Below are 17,761 nucleotides of genomic sequence, written 5' to 3' on the forward strand. Positions count from 1 at the left end.
TGGGACGGGGTGCGCTGGGGCGTTGAGCCCTTGAATTTACAGGCGGAAACACTCCGCCCTTGTAGGACAGAGGCGGCGGTTTTGCCTCAGCCCTGTGCCGTTGTCGCCAGTGGCCCCCGCCGCTCGGGCACAAAAAAGCTCAGCGGCGCGGTGCGCAGGCGGGCGCGGATGGCGGCATAGATGCGCGAGCGGTCCACGCCGCTCACGTTCTGTGCACGCAGCGCCAGACTGAAGGCCAGATAAAAGCTCACCGACACATTCAGTGCGCCCAGGAACGGGAGCGAGGCTACTGCCCACCAGAACGCGGGCAACTGCAGCACCTGCAGACCCAGCGTGGCGCCGGCGGCCGCCACCTGCCCGGTGGAGAGGGTGACGTGCCGTACATCCAGCCCCAAGCCGAAAAACGCAGCGAAAGCAGGCACCAGGCCCAGCATGAAACCCAGCGAGATGTTGGCCGCAAAACCCGACAGGTTCTCGCGCAGGAACCTCGCCCAGCGCGCGGCGCGCTCGGCTCCCAATAGCCCGGTGATGCGCGGGTTGTAGTGCAGGGCCGAGTCCATGCGGTGCAGCACAAACCAGTTCTCTGTCCAGCCCGCGATGATGCTGGAGGCAAACAGCAGCACCCCGGTAAAGGCGGCAAAGAACAGCGACGGCCCCAGCAGGTGCAGGGACTCGAACACATGCTCGGCCTGCTTCTCGCTGATGGCCGGGTGGCCCGTGGCCAGTGCAATCAGTGCAGCCAGCGCCAGCACGGCCGGGAACACCACCAGCACATTGCCCAGCACAGCAGCCACCTGCGAGCGCACCAAGTGCGTGATCTCGTCCACGAACGACTCGATCGCATCGCCGGTGCCCAGCTCCTTGAGCTTGGCCGCCATGGCAGGCGCGGTCATGGCAGGTTGTTTGGTGGCCACCGTGAAGTGCAGCAACTGGATCAGCACGAAGCTCACGGCATAGTTGATGCCCGCCATGAAGCCGCCCCAGAAGGCCGAGAGCGCGAGCGCATACAGGCCAAACTTGATCAGTGTGGTGAAGGCCATCAGCGCACCGCCCCCTGCCGCCTTGCGCAGCATGGAGCGGTATTCGGCACTGGTGCGGGTGATGTAGTGCTCGCCCGTTTCGGCGCTGCGCTCGGCCACCTTGGCCGCCAGCAGCGAGGAGTTGGAGGCCAGCAGCGCGCGCAGGCTGCGCCGCTCTTGTCCCACCATCACCAGCTGTGCCATGAGTTGCGCCGCAGTGACGGCGGGCTGCGCGGACAGCAGGCAGTCGAGCAACACGCGCACGCGCAAGATGCGCTCGCGCAGTTGCCGCAGCCGGAACACCAGCCCCACCGAAATGCCGTTGTCCTCGAAATGCGTATAGACGGTGGCAGCCGCCGCGCGGCAGGCCTCCAGGCGTTCGCGCAGGCGCTGGGCGGATGCGTCCAGCCGGTCGGGGGTGCGCAGTGCGTGCAGCACCTCGACCCGCAGGCTTTCCACGTCGCGGATGAGGGCGTGGAAGGGTTGTGCCTCCCGTGCAGATTCGCTCATGCGCAGCCGCAGTTCGGGTGCAAAGCCGGTCGAGAGGATTTGCCCTGCACAGTAGGTGATGGCGTCCAGCAAGGCGCGGTGCCAGCGTGTCGCGCCGCCTGCGCGCTCATCGGCGTTGTCCTGGGCCAGCAACATCACCAGGCGGTTCAGGGTGGCTTCATCCAGTGCGGCCAGCCATTGCGCGTCGAACGCACTGGGCAAGGCCAGCATGAACAGTTCGGACGCATCGATGGTCTCTGGGCTGCCCGGCAGCAGCTTGGTGCGCAGGCGTTCGGCCATCTCGCTGACCAGGGCGGTGCGGGGTGCAAAGCCAAAGTCAGCCAGCAAGGTGGTGATGTCTACCTGGTCCACCAGCGTCGCCCACCAGGCCTGCAGCCGCTGCTGAATATCGGGCCGTGCCGCGACCGCATCGATGAAAAGCTGCACCCGGCCCACCGCGGCAGGCACCGAATCACGCTTGCCGCGCACCCAGTCCAGCAGGTGGATGAGCCAGAGGTGGCGATGGGCCAGGTCGGCGGCAGGGTCCAGCGCCGCCAGCAGGTGGGCCAGGTCTTTGGGCTCGGCGGAATTTTTCATGGGTGGCCGGCCCCCATAGGAAAAGCCGCCCATCCGATGGATAGCGGTCCCATGGAGGGGTGGGCATGGGGGCTGTGGGAATGGTTCTTCAATGCAGCACCCGGCCGCTCAGGGGCTCACCCGACGGGCCGTGGCTGATCGCCTCCAGCACGAACAAGGGCACCGGGGTATTGAAAGGCTCGCCATCTTCGGCCACGCAATGGAAGGTGCCGTGCATGGTGCCACTGGAGGTGCGCAGGCGACAGCCGCTGGTGTACTGGAACGACTCACCCGGCTTGAGCAGTGGCTGCTGTCCCACCACGCCCAGGCCCTTGACCTCTTCGGTGTGGCCGCGCGCGTCGCTGATGATCCAGTGTCGCGAGATCAGCTGGGCGGGCGTGTCCCCTGCGTTGGTGATGGTGATGGTGTAGGCAAAGCTGAACACCCCGGTGTCCGGCGCTGACTGCTCGGGCAGGTATTCGGGCAGCACTTCCACGTCAAACTGGTACTTTGGCATGGGCCGCATGGTAACCGTGCCGCCCCGTGTGTGGGCAACTCCCAAGTGCCAAAACCCCCAGTGGTTCTGCGCTTTGCGACAATCGGGGGATGAGCCGCACATTCCAAATCGCCCCCTCTATCCTTTCCGCCGACTTTGCCCGCCTGGGCGAGGAAGTGCGCAATGTCATTGCCGCTGGCGCCGACTGGATTCACTTTGACGTGATGGACAACCATTACGTGCCCAACCTGACGTTTGGCCCCATGGTCTGCCAGGCCTTGAAGCCCCACGCCAAAACGCCTGCGGGCGTGGCCGTGCCGATTGACGTGCACCTGATGATCCAGCCTGTGGATGCCTTGGCCGCTGCCTTTGCCGACGCGGGTGCTGACTACATCAGCTTCCACCCCGATGCCTCGGGCCATGTGCACCGCAGCATCCAGGCCATCCGGTCAAAAGGCGTCAAGCCTGGCCTGGTGTTCAATCCTGCCGAACCTCTGGACGTGCTGGACTGGGTGATCGACGACATCGACCTCATCCTCATCATGAGCGTGAACCCCGGCTTTGGCGGCCAGAGCTTTATCGACTCCGCGCTGCGCAAGATCGAAGCTGTGCGCAAGCGCATTGATGCTTCTGGCAAGGACATTCGTCTGGAAGTCGATGGCGGCATCAAGACCGACAACATCCGCCGCGTGGCTGACGCGGGCGCTGACACCTTTGTGGCAGGCAGCGCCATCTTTGGCAAGCCGGACTACCGGGGCGTGATCGACGCGATGCGTGTGGCCTTGGGCTGATCGCCTGGGTCGCTGCGAAGATTGGGCGCGAATGCCTTTGTGACGGACCGCACCTGATGGGAGGTCAGGTTACTGTTGCGCAGGCACGGTGATGGTGGTCGTGGTCGATTCGCGCAGCACGCCGCCACCGGATACCGAGCCACTCGCCGGGCTGCTTTGCACGCGGCGCATGCAATCCGCCTGGTCAGCAGCCGTCTGGAAAGCTGCACAACGCTGGGTGGCGTTGTCGGTGGCGGCGGCTCCAGGGTTGCTGAGATCGCCCTTGCGGGAAGCGTCCAGTGCGTTGTTGGCCTCGCGCAGGCAGGTGGCCAGGCTGTCCTGGGTGTTGTTGGTCATGCACTTTTCCCGCTCCTGCTCGTAGCGTGTCCGCGCGTCCTGCGGCGGCGTTTGAGCGGATGCGCCCGCACAGGCCAGCAGCAAGGTCGCAGTGAATACAGAGGTGGCAAAGCGAAGGCGTTTCATGGAGGGCTCCTGAGGCAATGGCAGACGATGGTCTGAACCTATGCCTGCAGGGTAGGCGCCGGGGCCATGTGCCCCTGTCGGACAGAGCCGCCCTTGCCCGTGCGCGCGCTTCGCGTCTTGGGCTGGGTCAGCCCAGTCGCTGAAAGGTCAGGATGAAGGCCACGCCATCAGACGTGTTGCGCGCATTGATGGTGCCGCCCATCTTGGCCATGTAGGTTTTGGCCACAAACAGCCCCTGGCCCCGGTGCTCGCCCTCGCCCAGCGGGGTGGGGCTGGCGGGGTCGGAAACGCCCAGCTCAAAAATCCGCTCCAGCAGTTCGTCTGCAATGGTGGAGCCCTGGTTGTGCAGCGTAGCGCTGGCGGTGGATTCTGACGCCGTGAGCGTCAGCCTGATGGGGCTGCCTGTGGGGCGATAGCGGTCGGCATTGCGCAAGATGTGGGTCACCACGTCTTCGAGCGCAAACTCATCGGCCCGCACGATGACCGGGCCAGGGTGGCTTGGGCCCAGGTCGTACACCACATCCAGAATGCCAGCAAAGTGGGCGTTGTCGGCCACGTTGCGCAAAAAGGCATCCAGGTCCAGCCGCCCCTCGGGCACATCGGCGGCCTGCAGCGCTTCGGCGGGCGATGCCGTGCCATACAACACATGGATGGCCTGCTGCATGCGCTGCACATAGCGGTGGCCGGGGTCTTGTGGGCCGTTCAGCGCCATCAGCGACTGCAGGGGCGACATGATCTCGTGCCCTACGGCGTGCCACATGTCGCGCTCTTGTTGGGCGCGCAGCTGCTCGCGCTGCAGGTCGTCCTTCACGCGCTGCAGCAGGTCGGCCAAGCCACCGGCCAGAATGCCCAGCTCGTCCGAGCCGCGCAGGTCCGACACATCCAGGCCGCCCAGCCGGGGGCCGGTGTGGCCAGGCTGCACGTTGTACGACACGGCGGCGGCGCGGCGGGTCAGGGCTGTCACGCGGCGGATCAGGCCCACCTCGACCACCAGCCAGGCCAGCGCAATGGCGCCCAGCATGGCACCCAGGTACCACGACAGGCGCGTGGCCACAGCGGCCAGGCCTTGCTCCACGCCGCGCAGGTGGCCGGTGAAGTTGACCACGTAGTTGCCGGTGGGCGTGTCCAGAATGTCCAGGGCCGTGGGGGCGGCGGGCGTGGCTGCTGCCGGGCCCACGCCTGCGGCCTCCAGCGGCAGCCAGCGGATCAGGCGCAGCAGCCAGGGGGCGGAGGGATCGGCCTGCACTTCGACGCCCTTGAGGATGATGGCGCTGGCCTCGTCACTGCCCAGCTTGCGAATCCGCACACGCTCGCCCGGCAACAGGCTGCGCGAGAGGTCGCCCAGCGATGCGGCCAGCTGCGCGCCGGGTGCGTCGCTGTCGAACAGCGGTTTGGTGTCCTCGCCCGGCGCCAGCATCTCCACCCGCACGCGCATCTGCCCCAGGTCTTCCGGCGGCCAGACCAGACGCTCGTCCTTGCGAAACAGCGCCTCGCGGAACAGTTCGACCGGCAGGCGGATGGAGTAGTGGGTGCGGCGCAGGCAGTCAGTGGTGGTGGCCTTGCCAGCGGGCGAGCTGGCCGATGGGGGCGGCAGGTCGCGGCACTGGCCGTTTTGCCACAGCCAGCCGCGAAAGTCGCGCACCGGCCGCGCGCGGGCGTCGAGCTGCGGCATGCCGTTGTCCACAAACCCCGTCAGGCGCCCGCGCACGGCCGCGCTGCCTTGTGGGGGCATGGCCTCATACGGCGCAATCCAGCGGTAGGTGGCACCCCGCATGTCGAGGCTGATGCGCGCACGGTGTGCCTCGGCGGGCACCAAGGCGCCGCGTTCGCGGGGTGTCAGTTCGCCGGCATAGAAGCTGCCCACCAGGTAGATGAAGCCGCCTGCATAGGGGTTGTTGCCAATCGCCGCGCACACTGAGGCGCCATCGGGGTATTGCACGGAGCAGCCAGCCATCTCCACGGCTTGCTGTGATTTTTGCGGGTCGTCAAAGTCGATGGCCGCATAGGGTAGCAGCAGCGGCGCCAGCGGCGTCACGCCCTGGCCGAGGTGGCTGGCATTGAGCAGCGCCAACTGGCCGGAGGGGTGGCGCAGCCGTGCCATGACCTCGGCCTGGCTGCGCACAAACCCATGCTGGTAGGCCTGCCAGGCGCGCTCCTTTTCGTCCTTGAGCACCACCACGCTCAGCGCCACCGTGGCCAGGGCCAGCAGCACGAACACCCCGCGCACCAGAATGCGCAGGCGGAACGCGGGCAGGCCCAGCCGAGGCATCTCCAGCGCGGGGCGGCGCAGCAGGCGCTTCATTTACCGACCCAGCGGAAGCCGCGCATGGGCACGTTCTCAATGCCTTCAAATCCAGGGTCCACTTCGCGCAGCGCCTCGCGGATGGTGCTCACATGTTTGCGCACGTTGTCACGGTTGCGGCCGCTTTTCACCACCTCGAACAGTTCGTCATACGACACCACCTCGCCACTGCGCTGGTGCAGCGTGGCCAGAATGCGCTGGGCCGTGAGCGGCAGGTTGATGCGCTCGCCGCGCCAAGTGGGGGTGCGCTGCCACAGCGGGTCCAGCACCAGAGCATCGCCCGCCGGGGCAGGGGCTGCGCTGGCCGGGGCCTGTGCCTGCGTGGTGCGCAGGATGTCGAGAAAAGTCTCGATGAAATCGGCTTCTTCAAACGTGGTTTTCTGCAGGTAGTCCCACGCGTCCAGCGCCTTCATGATGCTGCGGTAGATGGCCGCAGGCATGGCCGACACCACCAGCACCGGCGTGCCCTGGCGCAGCTTGTTGATGGCGTTGATGAGGGCCACGCCCGCATGGCGCTCGCGGCCTAACTCAATGTCCAGCACCACCGCGTCGTAGTGCTCGCGGGCCAGCGCGGCCTCGGCCTCGTCGCGGGTGAACCACTGGTCGATGACGATGCCGCTCTTGGCGCTGCGTATCCACCCGGCCAATTGGTTGCTGGTGGGCAGGTCGTCTTCGATCACGGCAATGCGGGTCATGGGCAGGGCGGGCAGTAGAGGGTGGGCAGATTATCCCGGTGGCCGGTTCTGGGCGGTGTGAGTTTTTCTTCCGGGGCCGGAAGGTTCGTGCGTCCGGTGTGAGCGCATTGGGGGCTGCACTGCGTTGTTGCTTCCGGGGTGGATCCGAACAATCGGTCCTCAATGAGCCAGCCACGGCGACGGCTCAGAAACGACAACAACATCGAACCAACCTGAGAGAGAAACACCATGAAAGCCACCTGGAATCGCATCGTGCAGACCCTGAAGGGCCGTCGCTCCACCCCCTTGCCCGAAGCGGGCACGGAACCCGTGTTGGACGCTGATCTGCAAGGCATCCCCCCCACAGCGGGCCCCGTGTCGGCCGCCCCGTTGAACTGGGCCTACCTGCTGCCCACCGCCCGCACCGTGCGCTGGCTGGCCGCTGGCGCCGTGGTCGTCGCAGCGGGTCTGATGGTGTACCGCAATCCGCCCGTGCAACACCTGGCGCAAGGCGACCTGGGTGTGCGCCTGAACCAGTTCACCGGCTCGGTGAGCCTGTGGCGGGATGGCAGCGTGTGGGTGGTGCCCGGCCTGCACACGGTGCGCCTGTTCTCGCTGCGTGACCAGAGCTACCGTCCCGAAGCCATGCGCCAGGCCACGGGCAGCGCGCCGCTGCAGTCGGTGGAAGGCCTGTCGCTGGGGCTGGACCTGAGCGTGCGCTATGCCCTGGACCCCAACTCGCCTGCCGTCAAGGCCGGCAACCTGCCCGACAACGTGGGTGTCGACATCGTGGAGCCTGCCGTGCAGGGCCTGGTCTACAAGGTGTTTGCCCGCTACACGGTGCGCGAAATCTTCTCGTCCAAGCGCGCCGAAATTGCACAGACCATCGAAACCGAACTGCGCGCCCGCCTGGCGGCCGATGGCGTGACGCTGCGCAGCCTGCAGATTGGCAAGGTGGACCTGCCCGCCGAATACCGCCGTGGCATGGACAGCCTACTGGCCGAAGAGCTGGCGTCCGAAAAAATGCGCTACACGCTGGAGCTGAAAGACAAGCGCGTGAAGGAAACCGAGCTGGACGCCAACGCCGACAAGGTGCGTCGCGAAGTGGCCGCCGAAGCCGCCGCGCGTGAGCAGGTCATCGCCGCCAAGGCCCAGGAAGAGGCCATGAAGCACGTGCTGCCCTTCAAGCAGCGCCAGATCGAACAGCGCCAGCTGGAGGCCGAAGCCGAGCGCGTGGCCCGCGTCAAAGCCGCCGAGGGCAGTGCCCAGGCCCGCCGCATCGAAGCCAACGGCGAGGCCGACGCCCGCCAGAAGCTGGCCGAGGCCGAGGCCTACCGCATGGATCGCGTGGGCAAGGTCAATGCCGAGCAAATGGCCCGCGAAGGCGCCCTGGTGACCAAACACCCGCTGCTCATCCAGAAGACGCTGGCCGACAAGCTCTCGGACAAGATCCAGGTCATCATCGCGCCCCCGCCCACCAATGGCGACTTCATCGGTGCCGCGCTGCTGGGCGGCAACCGCGCCGCCCAGGCTGGGGCCACACAGGCTGCTGCCGTGGCCGATGAGGCCACCACCACCCAAGCCGTGGAGCAGTGAACATGAACGCCACCTTCGCCACCTTGCTGGTAGCCGTTGCCAGCGCTGCAGTGACCGTGGCGGCCGAGGCCGCCCCCCAGCCATCGCCCGGCGCCCAGGGCAGCGCCATCGTGGTGCAAGACCAGGCCAGCCTGCGTGCCGCACCGCGCGACGGTGCCCAGCAACAGGCCAGCCTGTGGCAGGGCGAAGTGCTCGAAGTGCGCGGCGAGCGCCTCGACTATTTGCAGGTGTGGGACCACAAGCGCGAGCGCGGCGGCTTCATCCGCGCCAGCGATGTGCGCCGCGTGGCGCTGACCGAGGCCGAAGGCCCCGCCTTGCTGGCCGTGATGCGCTTTGTGCAGGACACTCCGGGTGCTGAGGCGCTGGGCATGGGCCTCACCGCCGCTTACTTGCAAGCCGCGCCCGCCAAGGCGCTGGCGGGTGTGGAGGGTGCGCAGGCCTTTGATGCCCTGGGCACCTTTGCCGACCGGCTGGCCCGCCGCGCATCGGTGGCCGTGCCGGGCAAGGCCTCGGGCGCTACGTTGTCGGCACACCTGGACGTGGCCAATGGCTACGGCGTGCGTTTTGCCACCTACGAGGTCGAAGGCCGCATGCAGGTTTGCTACGAGGGCGAGGCCTTTCGCCGCCTGCTGGCCATGCCCGTGGCCGATGCCGAGCAGCGCGCCCGCGCCGCCCTGGCGCTGACCCGCCCCGAATGCATCAACCCCGACCTGCCCGCGCACGAGCGCGCCAAGGTCACCACCTGGCAGGCCGAGGTGCTGGAGCGCGTGGACGTGGCCAGCCTGCCCGGCTACCTGCGCAACCGTGTGCAGATGCGCCGCGCCAGCGTGTGGGGTGCCGCCGCCTTTCAGCAGGCGCGCAAGAACGCGACCGACCCTGCGGTGGCCGCTGCCGCCGCCCGTGCGTTGACCGAACTCAGCGGTGTGAGCAAGGCCGACCTGCCCGACGAAGACCAGAATGCCTACAACGACGCTGCCATGCGTGTGAGCGCCGTGCGCTGGGCTCTGGTGCCTGCTGCTGCGCCCGTGGCTGCCCCCAGCGCCCGCCCCACACTGCTGACCGAACCCGGTGCCCCCGGCGAAACCTGCGTGCTGCTGGTGGACGCACAGCACAGCGCCAAAGCCCCGCTGCTGCGCCGCTGCACCTACGGCGTGGTGTGGACTGCATCGGCCAGCACCAACCGCGAAGGCACGGCCGTGGCCCTGGCGGTGCAGCCCCTGGAAGGTTGGCGCGAGCTGTGGGTGCTGCGCCGGGCGGAAGGCGGCTGGCTGGCCGATGTGCTGCCGCCTGCTGCCACTACGCCTGAGACCGGTGTGGCCGAATTGGCGGGCTGGGTGCCCGGCGGCCAGCAGATGCTGGTGGCGCGCGAAGCCCGGGGCCAGGGCCGCTACCGCAAGAGTTTTGAGGTGGTGCGGCTGGAGGGCTTGACCACCGAGCGCGTGACGGGCGATGTGGCAGCGCTGCCCCTATTCCAGCGTTGGCAAGACCCAGCGTGGAAGCGCGAGACGCTCAGTCTGCGGTGAACGAAGCAAGGCAGACCAGCGGAGGATTCGACGGGTTCCGTAAACTTGGTCCCGTCTTCTCTTCCCGAATGCTTGCCCAATGTCTCTCGCCGTTACCCCCTCGCTGTCCACATTGCTCACCGGCGTGGACGCCGCCATCATCGACCTGGACGGAACCATGGTGGACACCATGGGTGATTTCAATGAGGCGCTGAACCGCATGCTGCGCGAACTGGAGCTGCCGTCGATTGCGGCACAGACCATCGAACACATGGTGGGCAAGGGGTCGGAGCATTTGCTGCGTTCAGTGCTCCACCACGTGCTGGCGCAGATAAATCATGCCTCTATTGCTACTGAAATTGAAGCGTTGTATCCATCGGCCTGGGCCAGCTACCAACGCCACTATCTCGCCATCAATGGCCAGTATGCCGGGGTGTATGACGGTGTGGAGGCGGGGCTCCAGGCTTTGCGCGCCCGTGGTCTGCGTCTCGCCTGTCTGACCAACAAGCCCCGGGACTTTGCGCTGCCCTTGTTGCAGTCCAAGGGGCTTGACGGCTATTTCGAGAAGGTCTTCGGTGGCGACTCGTTCGAGCGCAAGAAGCCCGATCCGTTGCCGTTGCTCAAGACCTGCGAAGCATTGGGTACCGACCCTGCGCGCACGCTCATGGTGGGCGACTCCAGCAACGATGCGCAGGCCGCGCGGGCTGCGGGCTGCCCGGTGGTGCTGGTCACCTATGGCTACAACCACGGCCAGCCCGTGCGGGCCGTGGATGCCGATGGTTTTGTGGATGCGCTGGCGCAGCTCGCCTGAGCTGGCCGAGCCTGCCTGTTCAGGCAGTCAGCTGGCGTGGCGCCACGCTGCGGTAGTCCAGACGTGATGACGCGGGGGGATTGCTGCGCACGGGGGCGGGCGCGGTGCTGTTGGGGCGGGTGGCGTTGTCAGAGAGGCGGAACACCGCCACGGCATCCACCAGCTGGCCGGCCTGGGTCTTGAGGCTGTCGGCGGCGGCAGCACTTTGTTCCACCAGGGCGGCGTTTTGCTGGGTGGCCTGGTCCATCTGCGTGATGGCCTCTCCGACCTGTGAGACGCCCTGGCTTTGTTCGCTGCTGGCGGCGCTGATTTCGCCCATGATGTCGGTCACGCGCCGAATCGCGCTGACCACTTCGGTCATCGTGGCGCCGGCCTTGTCCACCAGTGCCGTGCCGCGCTCCACGCGTTCCACGCTGGTTCCAATCAGACCCTTGATCTCCTTGGCGGCCTCGGCGCTGCGTTGCGCCAGGCTGCGCACCTCGCCCGCCACCACTGCAAAGCCCCGACCCTGTTCGCCCGCGCGTGCGGCCTCCACAGCCGCGTTCAGCGCCAGGATGTTGGTCTGGAAGGCGATGCCATCGATCACGCTGATGATGTCGGCGATCTTGCGGCTGCTGTCGTTGATGCCCTTCATGGTGTCCACCACCTCGGCCACAACGTCGCCGCCCTGCACGGCCACGGTGCTGGCGCTCATGGCCAGCTGGTTGGCGGTGCGGGCGTTGTCGGCATTCTGGCGCACGGTGGAGCCCAGCTCTTCCATGGAGGCTGCGGTTTCCTCCAGTGCGCTGGCCTGCTGTTCTGTGCGGGCACTCAGGTCGTTGTTGCCTGATGCAATCTCGGCACTGGCCGTGGCCACGCCCTCGGCGCTGTTGCGCACGTTGCCCACGATGGTGGCCAGGCGCGATTGCATGGTGGACAGTGCCTGCAGCAACTGGCCGGTTTCGTCATTGCCACTGGTGGTAATGGGGTGGGTAAGGTCGCCATCAGCAATGCTTTCGGCGGCTTGTTGGCCTTGCTGCAAGGGGCGCACGATGGAGCGCGTGACGGTCAGGCCCATCAATGCGCCGAGCGCGACGGCCACCAGCGTGCCTACGCCCAACAGCACCTGGCTGGCTTTGGCCAGGGTGGAGGTGTCTGCCTGGCTTTCGGCCAGCTGGGCGGCCATGGTTTTGCGCAGGTCGTCGAGGGATTGAAGGTATTTGTCGGCCAGCGGGCGCAGGTCTTTGTCCACGAGGGCGGGCACGTTGGGTTCGCCACCGCGGTGCAGTTCCCGGATTTCGTTGAGCTTGTCGTTGTAGGCCTGCCGGGCCGTCGCAATTGCTGCCAGAAGCCCCTTGGCCTGGTCGCCTTGCACCAGTGCCTCAATGCGCTTGACCTTGGCTTCCATGCCCTTCGCCGTCGCCTGGGTATCGGCGGTGAGCTTGTCCATGTAGTCGCGGTCGATGGCCTTGAGGAAGGCCTCGGTGCGTACCCAGTTCAGACGGATGTCCGACGCCCAGTCCTCCACAAGGGTTTGCTGCTCGATCTCCTGCGTGGCGACGCGCTCGCTGGCGCTTTGCAGGCTGGCAATGCGCCACATCCCTGTGGCCGCAATGAGAGCCGTGATGAGAAGAATGGCGCCGAAGGATGCGCCCAGGCGCAGGCCGACGGAAAGGTTGCTGAGTTTCATGGTGGTGTCTGGCGCGTAAGGGGGCTGGGGGCAGAAGGGGCGTTACAGACGGCTCGTTGCGGGGCGCGGATAGCGCACAAAGCTCGGTTCAGGCCGTGGCCTCGGGCGCTGCGGGTGTGCGCAGCGGGAGACCGGTTGTCGCGTTGTCAAAAAAGGGCTGGAAAGGTTGGGCAATGGCTGGAGCGGGGACTGAGGCACAGGCTACTCCCGGGTAGGGGGCGCGTCTGTCGGGCGCGCGACAGCCTTTGCCGGGAGGGCGTGGGTGTTTGCCCTAGGACAACTAGGACGATGACTGGGCGGTCTTGCCCAGCAACGCGTCCTTGAGCTTCCAGTCAGCTGGCGCATTGCCCAGCCAGATACCCAGCAACGCGTTGAAGAACTCGGGTTCCTTGAAGGGCTCTCCCTGCGGCTTGCCCTTGACGGTGATGATGGTGCCGGTACCCGGAATCCAGTCGATCTGGAACTGGTCTCCCGCCACCAGCTTCTTGTGGTCCGAGAAGATCTGGCTCATGCGGAGCACGCCAGGAATGAGCTTGGAGAATGCCGCGCGGTCCATGTTGTCCTCCATGCCGCGCGAGAACAGCTTGCCCAGCTCGGTGGAGTCGATGTCGCGCAGCATGGTGATGCTCATGCGCTTGGGGCCCTTCTGGGCCATGACGTCGGCGGGTGTGCCGGCTTTCTTTTCAAGATACAGCCCCGCCGTGTATACCTTGAACACTGCCTTGTAGCGCACCCCTGCGCCGTTGAGCTGCAGGGTGCTGCCGCCCAGGCTGGCGGTTTCTTCGTATTTCACGTCGGCCACGGTAATGGGCTGGGCAATGGCACTGGCTGCCAACAGGCAAGCTCCCGCCATCACAGCGCATCGCGTCAGGAATTTCATGCGCAGCTCCTAAAAAAGAACGGTCGTTCGTTTCAAATTGTTGCAGCGCTCCTGTCGGGCCGCAACAGGGTTTTCGAGCGGTTGTGCGATCTCGCTGTGAGATCTGTCAAATCAGCCCGCTAAAAAAGCTTTGCTACACTTTGGCCCATGTTCATTCACCACGTGTTCATCACAGGTTGCAGCGACCGGGGAGCCTGGCCCTGGCGTCAGCCTGTCGCTTTGAACGCCTGATGGCACCTGGGCAGCAGCCCCAGCGTGCACCCGTGGCCTCCACCCCGATGCGGTGAGGCCGATTGAATGGACCGCAGCGCCCCTTTTCCATTGCACAGGGACACGCGCTGCGACAGCTGGGAGCCCTCCCCGTGATCACAGAACTTGAATTCAAAAGCCTGGCCAGCGAAGGCTATAACCGCATTCCGCTCATGGCCGAGGCCTTTGCGGACCTGGAAACTCCGCTCTCGCTCTATCTGAAGCTGGCGCACACCAAAGACGGCGGCAAGCACAGCTTCCTGCTCGAATCCGTGGTGGGCGGCGAGCGCTTCGGGCGCTACAGCTTCATTGGCCTGCCCGCCCGCACCCTGCTGCGCGCCAGCGGCTTTGGCGACCAGGCCAGGACCGAGGTGGTGACCGACGGTCAGGTGGTCGAGACCGCGCAAGGCAACCCGCTCGATTTCATCGAGGCCTACCAAAAGCGTTTCAAAGTGGCTTTGCGCCCCGGCCTGCCGCGTTTTTGTGGCGGCCTGGCCGGTTACTTCGGCTACGACGCGGTGCGCTACATCGAAAAGAAGCTGGAGACCACCTGCCCGCCCGACACGCTGGGCTGCCCCGACATTCTGCTGCTGCAGTGCGAGGAGCTGGCCGTCATCGACAACCTCTCGGGCAAGCTGTACCTCATTGTCTACGCCGACCCGGCCCAGCCGGAGGCGTACGCCAAGGCCAAGAAGCGCCTGCGCGAGCTGAAAGAGCAGCTCAAGTATTCGGTGAGCGCCCCCGTGGTCAAGGCCACCGAAAGCCACCCCGCCCAGCGCGACTTTGCCAAGGCCGACTACCTGGCCGCCGTGGAGCGCGCCAAGGAGCTGATTGCCGCAGGCGACTTCATGCAGGTGCAGGTGGGCCAGCGCATCCACAAGCGCTACACCGAGTCGCCCCTGTCGCTGTACCGCGCGCTGCGTTCGCTGAACCCGTCGCCGTACATGTATTTCTACGACTTTGGCGACTTCCATGTGGTGGGCGCCAGCCCCGAGATCCTGGTGCGCCAGGAGAAGACCGACGAAGGCACCAAGGTCACCATCCGCCCGCTGGCGGGCACCCGCCCGCGCGGCGCCACGCCCGAGAAGGACAAGGCCACCGAGGTTGAACTCATCAACGACCCCAAGGAACGTGCCGAGCACGTGATGCTGATCGACCTGGCGCGCAACGACATCGGCCGTATCGCCAAAACCGGCACCGTGAAGGTGACCGAGGCCTTTGCAGTGGAGCGCTACAGCCATGTGATGCACATCGTGAGCAACGTGGAAGGTATCCTGCATGATGGCATGACCAGCATGGATGTGCTCAAGGCCACCTTCCCCGCCGGCACACTCACCGGCGCGCCCAAGGTGCACGCCATGGAGCTCATCGACCAGCTCGAACCCACCAAGCGCGGCCTGTATGGCGGCGCCTGCGGCTACCTGAGCTACGCGGGCGACATGGACGTGGCGATTGCGATCCGCACCGGCATCATCAAGAACGGCACGCTCTACGTGCAGGCGGCAGCCGGTGTGGTGGCTGATTCGGTGCCCGAGCTGGAATGGAAAGAAACCGAACACAAGGCCCGTGCGCTGCTGCGCGCCGCCGAATTGGTCGAGGAGGGGCTGGAATGACCCTCGCTATCACCCGAGTCAAACCCTGCGCCACCATGCAGGACGTGCGCCGCGAAGTGAACGCGCTGGACGACGTCCTGGTGCCCTTGCTGGTGGAGCGCGTGGGCTACATGACCCAGGCCGCCCGCATCAAGCAAGGTGTGGAACAGGTGCGCGATGAAGCGCGCATTGAGGCCATCGTGGCCCGCGTGCGCGAACGCGCTGGGGCCGAAGGCGGCGACGCCGACGTGATGGAAGCCATCTACCGCAGCCTCATGGAAGCCTGCATTGCCTATGAACACCGCGAGTTCGCCCGTCTGCGCGAGCCCGCCCTTGCCGGGAGCGCCGCATGAAACTCTTGATGGTCGACAACTACGACAGCTTCACCTACAACATCGTCCAGTACTTTGGTGAACTGGGTGCCGAGGTCGAGGTGTTCCGCAACGACGAGATCACCGTGGCCGAGATCGAGGCGCGCCTGAACGCAGGCCAGCTCGACCGCTTGGTGATTTCGCCCGGCCCTTGTTCGCCTGCGGAGGCGGGCATCTCGGTCGCTGCGATCAAACACTTTGCCGGCAAGCTGCCCATCCTGGGCGTGTGCCTGGGCCACCAGAGCATTGGCGCGGCCTTCGGCGGCAACATCATCCGCGCGCAGGAGCTGATGCACGGCAAGACCAGCGTCATCACCACCACGCAAAAGGGCGTGTTTGCCGGGCTACCCGAACAGTTCACCGTCAACCGCTACCACTCGCTCGCCATCGAGCGCGCCACCTGCCCCGATGTGCTGGAGGTGACGGCCTGGACGGAGGACGGCGAGATCATGGGCGTGCGCCACAAGACGCTGGCGATCGAAGGCGTGCAGTTCCACCCCGAAAGCATCCTCACCGAACACGGCCACGCCATGCTCAAGAACTTTCTGGAGCAGCGCACATGATGATTGACGCCCACCAGTTGGTGATGTTCATTGCCGCAGGCTGGCTGCTCAACCTCACGCCAGGCCCCGATGTGCTTTACATCGTGACCAACGCGCTCAAGTCCGGCACCCGCGCGGGCATCGTGGCGGGCCTGGGCATCACGGCTGGGTGTTTTGTGCACATCTTTGCGGCCGCCGTGGGCGTGGGTGCGCTGCTGGCCGCATCGGCCACGGCGTTCACCGTGCTCAAGTGGATCGGTGCTGCGTACCTGATGTGGATGGGTGTGCGCATGCTGTTGTCCAAGCCCGGTGCCGATGGGGGCAACAGCGCAGCGCTGGCAGCCGCGCAGGCGGCCCCTGCGCAGCACACACCGCTGCGCAAGGTGTTCCTCGGTGGCTTCTGGACCAATGTGCTCAACCCCAAGGTCGCGATCTTCTTCCTGGCCTTTGTGCCGCAGTTCATCGCGCCGGGCGCGGACAACAAGGCGCTGGCCTTTGTGCTGTTGGGCGTGCTGTTCAACCTCAACGCCGTCCCCGTCAATGTGGGCTGGGCGCTGGCGGCATCGTGGATGGCACGGCGCGCCGGGGTGATCCAGCGCGGCATGCACTGGCTGGACCGCGTGGCCGGTGCCATGTTCATCGGCTTCGGGCTCAAGCTGGCCTTCACGGACCAGCCCTCAGCATAAATACAAGGAGACATTCCATGCCCATTACCCCCCAGGAAGCGCTGCAGCGCACCATCGAGCACCGCGAAATCTTCCACGACGAGATGCTGCACCTGATGCGGCTCATCATGAACGGCGAACTCTCACCCGTCATGACCGCGTCCATCATCACCGGCCTGCGCGTGAAGAAGGAAACCATCGGCGAGATCACCGCTGCCGCGCAGGTGATGCGCGAGTTCAGCACCAAGGTGCACGTCAAGGACGCGACCCACATGGTGGACATCGTGGGCACGGGCGGTGACGGTGCCAACACCTTCAACATCTCCACCTGCTCTATGTTCGTAGCCGCCGCTGCGGGCGCCAAGGTCAGCAAACACGGTGGGCGCGGTGTGTCGAGCAAAAGCGGCAGCGCCGATGTGATGGAGGCCCTGGGCATCCACATCAACCTGAAGCCCGAGCAGATCGCCCAGTGCATCGCTGAAGTCGGCATCGGCTTCATGTTTGCGCCCAACCACCACCCGGCCATGAAGAACGTGGCCCCGGTGCGCAAGGAATTGGGCGTGCGCACCATCTTCAACATCCTGGGCCCGCTGACCAACCCGGCCGGTGCGCCCAACATCTTGATGGGCGTGTTCCACCCCGACCTCGTGGGCATCCAAGTGCGCGCGCTGCAGCGCCTGGGCGCCGAGCACGCGCTGGTGGTGTACGGCCGTGACGGCATGGACGAAGTGAGCCTGGGCGCCGCCACGCTGGTCGGTGAGCTGAAGAACGGCCAGATCACCGAATACGAGATCCACCCTGAAGACTTCGGCCTGCCGATGGCCAGCAACCGGGCGCTCAAGGTCGAAACACCCGAGCAGTCGCGTGAGATGCTGATCGGCGTGCTCAAGGGCGAACCCGGTGCCGCGCAGGACATCGTCTGCCTGAATGCAGGCGTGGCCCTGTACGCCGCCAACGTGGCCGAGTCCATCCAGACGGGCATTGCCAAGGCACGCGCTGCGATTGCCTCCGGCGCCGCGCTGGCCAAGCTGGAGCAGGTGGTCACGCGCACGCATGCGCTGGCGGTGTGACCTCG

16 protein-coding genes are annotated in these 17,761 nt (G+C 66.0%); 9 read left to right on the forward strand and 7 right to left on the reverse strand.

Going from position 1 to position 17,761, the window contains the following annotated elements:
• Positions 1-86: 86 nt before the first annotated feature.
• The gene (locus ATF69_RS19685) at positions 87-2,105 is read right to left on the reverse strand and encodes a site-specific recombinase (protein WP_146872025.1); all 2,019 of its coding nucleotides are present in this window, start codon (positions 2,103-2,105) and stop codon (positions 87-89) included.
• A gap of 88 nt (positions 2,106-2,193) precedes the next feature.
• Complete coding sequence (gene apaG / locus ATF69_RS19690) at positions 2,194-2,601, reverse strand: Co2+/Mg2+ efflux protein ApaG (protein WP_146872026.1); 408 nt, start codon at positions 2,599-2,601, stop codon at positions 2,194-2,196.
• 89 nt (positions 2,602-2,690) lie between these two features.
• Here apaG and rpe point away from each other — a divergent pair, with 89 nt between their 5' ends.
• Complete coding sequence (gene rpe, locus ATF69_RS19695) at positions 2,691-3,371, forward strand: ribulose-phosphate 3-epimerase (protein ID WP_099731931.1); 681 nt, start codon at positions 2,691-2,693, stop codon at positions 3,369-3,371.
• A gap of 69 nt (positions 3,372-3,440) precedes the next feature.
• Here rpe and ATF69_RS19700 read toward each other — a convergent pair whose 3' ends face one another.
• From ATF69_RS19700 to ATF69_RS19710, 3 genes are all read right to left on the reverse strand, one after another.
• The gene (locus tag ATF69_RS19700) at positions 3,441-3,833 is read right to left on the reverse strand and encodes a hypothetical protein (RefSeq protein WP_146872027.1); all 393 of its coding nucleotides are present in this window, start codon (positions 3,831-3,833) and stop codon (positions 3,441-3,443) included.
• Between the two features lie 127 nt (positions 3,834-3,960).
• The gene (locus ATF69_RS19705) at positions 3,961-6,135 is read right to left on the reverse strand and encodes a sensor histidine kinase (protein WP_146872028.1); all 2,175 of its coding nucleotides are present in this window, start codon (positions 6,133-6,135) and stop codon (positions 3,961-3,963) included.
• The gene (locus ATF69_RS19710) at positions 6,132-6,830 is read right to left on the reverse strand and encodes a response regulator transcription factor (protein ID WP_099731934.1); all 699 of its coding nucleotides are present in this window, start codon (positions 6,828-6,830) and stop codon (positions 6,132-6,134) included. The genes ATF69_RS19705 and ATF69_RS19710 overlap by 4 nt, the downstream gene beginning before the upstream one ends.
• Positions 6,831-7,058: 228 nt before the next feature.
• On the opposite strand from ATF69_RS19710, the gene ATF69_RS19715 reads away from it, so the two are divergent.
• From ATF69_RS19715 to gph, 3 genes are all read left to right on the forward strand, one after another.
• Positions 7,059-8,405, forward strand: coding sequence for an SPFH domain-containing protein (locus ATF69_RS19715; RefSeq protein WP_146872029.1), 1,347 nt, complete (start codon positions 7,059-7,061; stop codon positions 8,403-8,405).
• A gap of 2 nt (positions 8,406-8,407) precedes the next feature.
• Positions 8,408-9,928 carry a hypothetical protein gene (locus ATF69_RS19720; RefSeq protein ID WP_244303772.1) on the forward strand — a complete coding sequence of 507 codons (1,521 nt, stop codon included), beginning with the start codon at positions 8,408-8,410 and terminating at the stop codon, positions 9,926-9,928.
• A 79-nt stretch (positions 9,929-10,007) separates the two neighbouring features.
• Entirely contained in the window at positions 10,008-10,718 is a 711-nt protein-coding gene (gene gph, locus ATF69_RS19725; RefSeq protein WP_146872030.1) for a phosphoglycolate phosphatase, read from the forward strand.
• Between the two features lie 19 nt (positions 10,719-10,737).
• Here gph and ATF69_RS19730 read toward each other — a convergent pair whose 3' ends face one another.
• Both ATF69_RS19730 and ATF69_RS19735 read right to left on the reverse strand, forming a co-directional pair.
• Positions 10,738-12,387, reverse strand: a complete 1,650-nt coding sequence (locus tag ATF69_RS19730; RefSeq protein ID WP_146872031.1) for a methyl-accepting chemotaxis protein — start codon at positions 12,385-12,387, stop codon at positions 10,738-10,740.
• Between the two features lie 280 nt (positions 12,388-12,667).
• Complete coding sequence (locus tag ATF69_RS19735; protein WP_099731938.1) at positions 12,668-13,267, reverse strand: chalcone isomerase family protein; 600 nt, start codon at positions 13,265-13,267, stop codon at positions 12,668-12,670.
• Positions 13,268-13,629: 362 nt separating this feature from the next.
• On the opposite strand from ATF69_RS19735, the gene trpE reads away from it, so the two are divergent.
• Genes trpE through trpD form a run of 5 tightly spaced genes read left to right on the forward strand, consistent with a single transcriptional unit; the run spans position 13,630 to position 17,756 of the window.
• A complete protein-coding gene (trpE, locus tag ATF69_RS19740; RefSeq protein WP_099732322.1) occupies positions 13,630-15,129 on the forward strand; it encodes an anthranilate synthase component I in 1,500 nt (499 codons plus the stop codon).
• Positions 15,126-15,461 carry a chorismate mutase gene (locus tag ATF69_RS19745; protein ID WP_146872032.1) on the forward strand — a complete coding sequence of 112 codons (336 nt, stop codon included), beginning with the start codon at positions 15,126-15,128 and terminating at the stop codon, positions 15,459-15,461. The genes trpE and ATF69_RS19745 overlap by 4 nt, the downstream gene beginning before the upstream one ends.
• Positions 15,458-16,042, forward strand: a complete 585-nt coding sequence (locus tag ATF69_RS19750) for an aminodeoxychorismate/anthranilate synthase component II (protein ID WP_121941202.1) — start codon at positions 15,458-15,460, stop codon at positions 16,040-16,042. The genes ATF69_RS19745 and ATF69_RS19750 overlap by 4 nt, the downstream gene beginning before the upstream one ends.
• On the forward strand, positions 16,042-16,707 hold the full coding sequence (locus tag ATF69_RS19755; protein WP_146872137.1) for a LysE family translocator: 666 nt from the start codon (positions 16,042-16,044) through the stop codon (positions 16,705-16,707). The genes ATF69_RS19750 and ATF69_RS19755 overlap by 1 nt, the downstream gene beginning before the upstream one ends.
• A 17-nt stretch (positions 16,708-16,724) precedes the next feature.
• Positions 16,725-17,756: an anthranilate phosphoribosyltransferase gene (trpD, locus tag ATF69_RS19760; RefSeq protein WP_146872033.1), complete on the forward strand. Its 1,032-nt coding sequence runs from the start codon at positions 16,725-16,727 to the stop codon at positions 17,754-17,756.
• Positions 17,757-17,761: the final 5 nt, after the last annotated feature.

The organism is Acidovorax delafieldii (assembly GCF_007993815.1).
GTDB lineage: Bacteria > Pseudomonadota > Gammaproteobacteria > Burkholderiales > Burkholderiaceae_C > Acidovorax > Acidovorax delafieldii.

Bases quoted from the DNA above. Each gene is read 5' to 3' on its own strand.
- ATF69_RS19685 (WP_146872025.1), bottom strand. From the start codon at position 2,105: ATGAAAAATTCCGCCGAGCCCAAAGACCTGGCCCACCTGCTGGCGGCG.
- apaG (WP_146872026.1), bottom strand. From the start codon at position 2,601: ATGCCAAAGTACCAGTTTGACGTGGAAGTGCTGCCCGAATACCTGCCC.
- rpe (WP_099731931.1), top strand. From the start codon at position 2,691: ATGAGCCGCACATTCCAAATCGCCCCCTCTATCCTTTCCGCCGACTTT.
- ATF69_RS19700 (WP_146872027.1), bottom strand. From the start codon at position 3,833: ATGAAACGCCTTCGCTTTGCCACCTCTGTATTCACTGCGACCTTGCTG.
- ATF69_RS19705 (WP_146872028.1), bottom strand. From the start codon at position 6,135: ATGAAGCGCCTGCTGCGCCGCCCCGCGCTGGAGATGCCTCGGCTGGGC.
- ATF69_RS19710 (WP_099731934.1), bottom strand. From the start codon at position 6,830: ATGACCCGCATTGCCGTGATCGAAGACGACCTGCCCACCAGCAACCAA.
- ATF69_RS19715 (WP_146872029.1), top strand. From the start codon at position 7,059: ATGAAAGCCACCTGGAATCGCATCGTGCAGACCCTGAAGGGCCGTCGC.
- ATF69_RS19720 (WP_244303772.1), top strand. From the start codon at position 8,408: ATGAACGCCACCTTCGCCACCTTGCTGGTAGCCGTTGCCAGCGCTGCA.
- gph (WP_146872030.1), top strand. From the start codon at position 10,008: ATGTCTCTCGCCGTTACCCCCTCGCTGTCCACATTGCTCACCGGCGTG.
- ATF69_RS19730 (WP_146872031.1), bottom strand. From the start codon at position 12,387: ATGAAACTCAGCAACCTTTCCGTCGGCCTGCGCCTGGGCGCATCCTTC.
- ATF69_RS19735 (WP_099731938.1), bottom strand. From the start codon at position 13,267: ATGAAATTCCTGACGCGATGCGCTGTGATGGCGGGAGCTTGCCTGTTG.
- ATF69_RS19745 (WP_146872032.1), top strand. From the start codon at position 15,126: ATGACCCTCGCTATCACCCGAGTCAAACCCTGCGCCACCATGCAGGAC.
- ATF69_RS19750 (WP_121941202.1), top strand. From the start codon at position 15,458: ATGAAACTCTTGATGGTCGACAACTACGACAGCTTCACCTACAACATC.
- ATF69_RS19755 (WP_146872137.1), top strand. From the start codon at position 16,042: ATGATTGACGCCCACCAGTTGGTGATGTTCATTGCCGCAGGCTGGCTG.
- trpD (WP_146872033.1), top strand. From the start codon at position 16,725: ATGCCCATTACCCCCCAGGAAGCGCTGCAGCGCACCATCGAGCACCGC.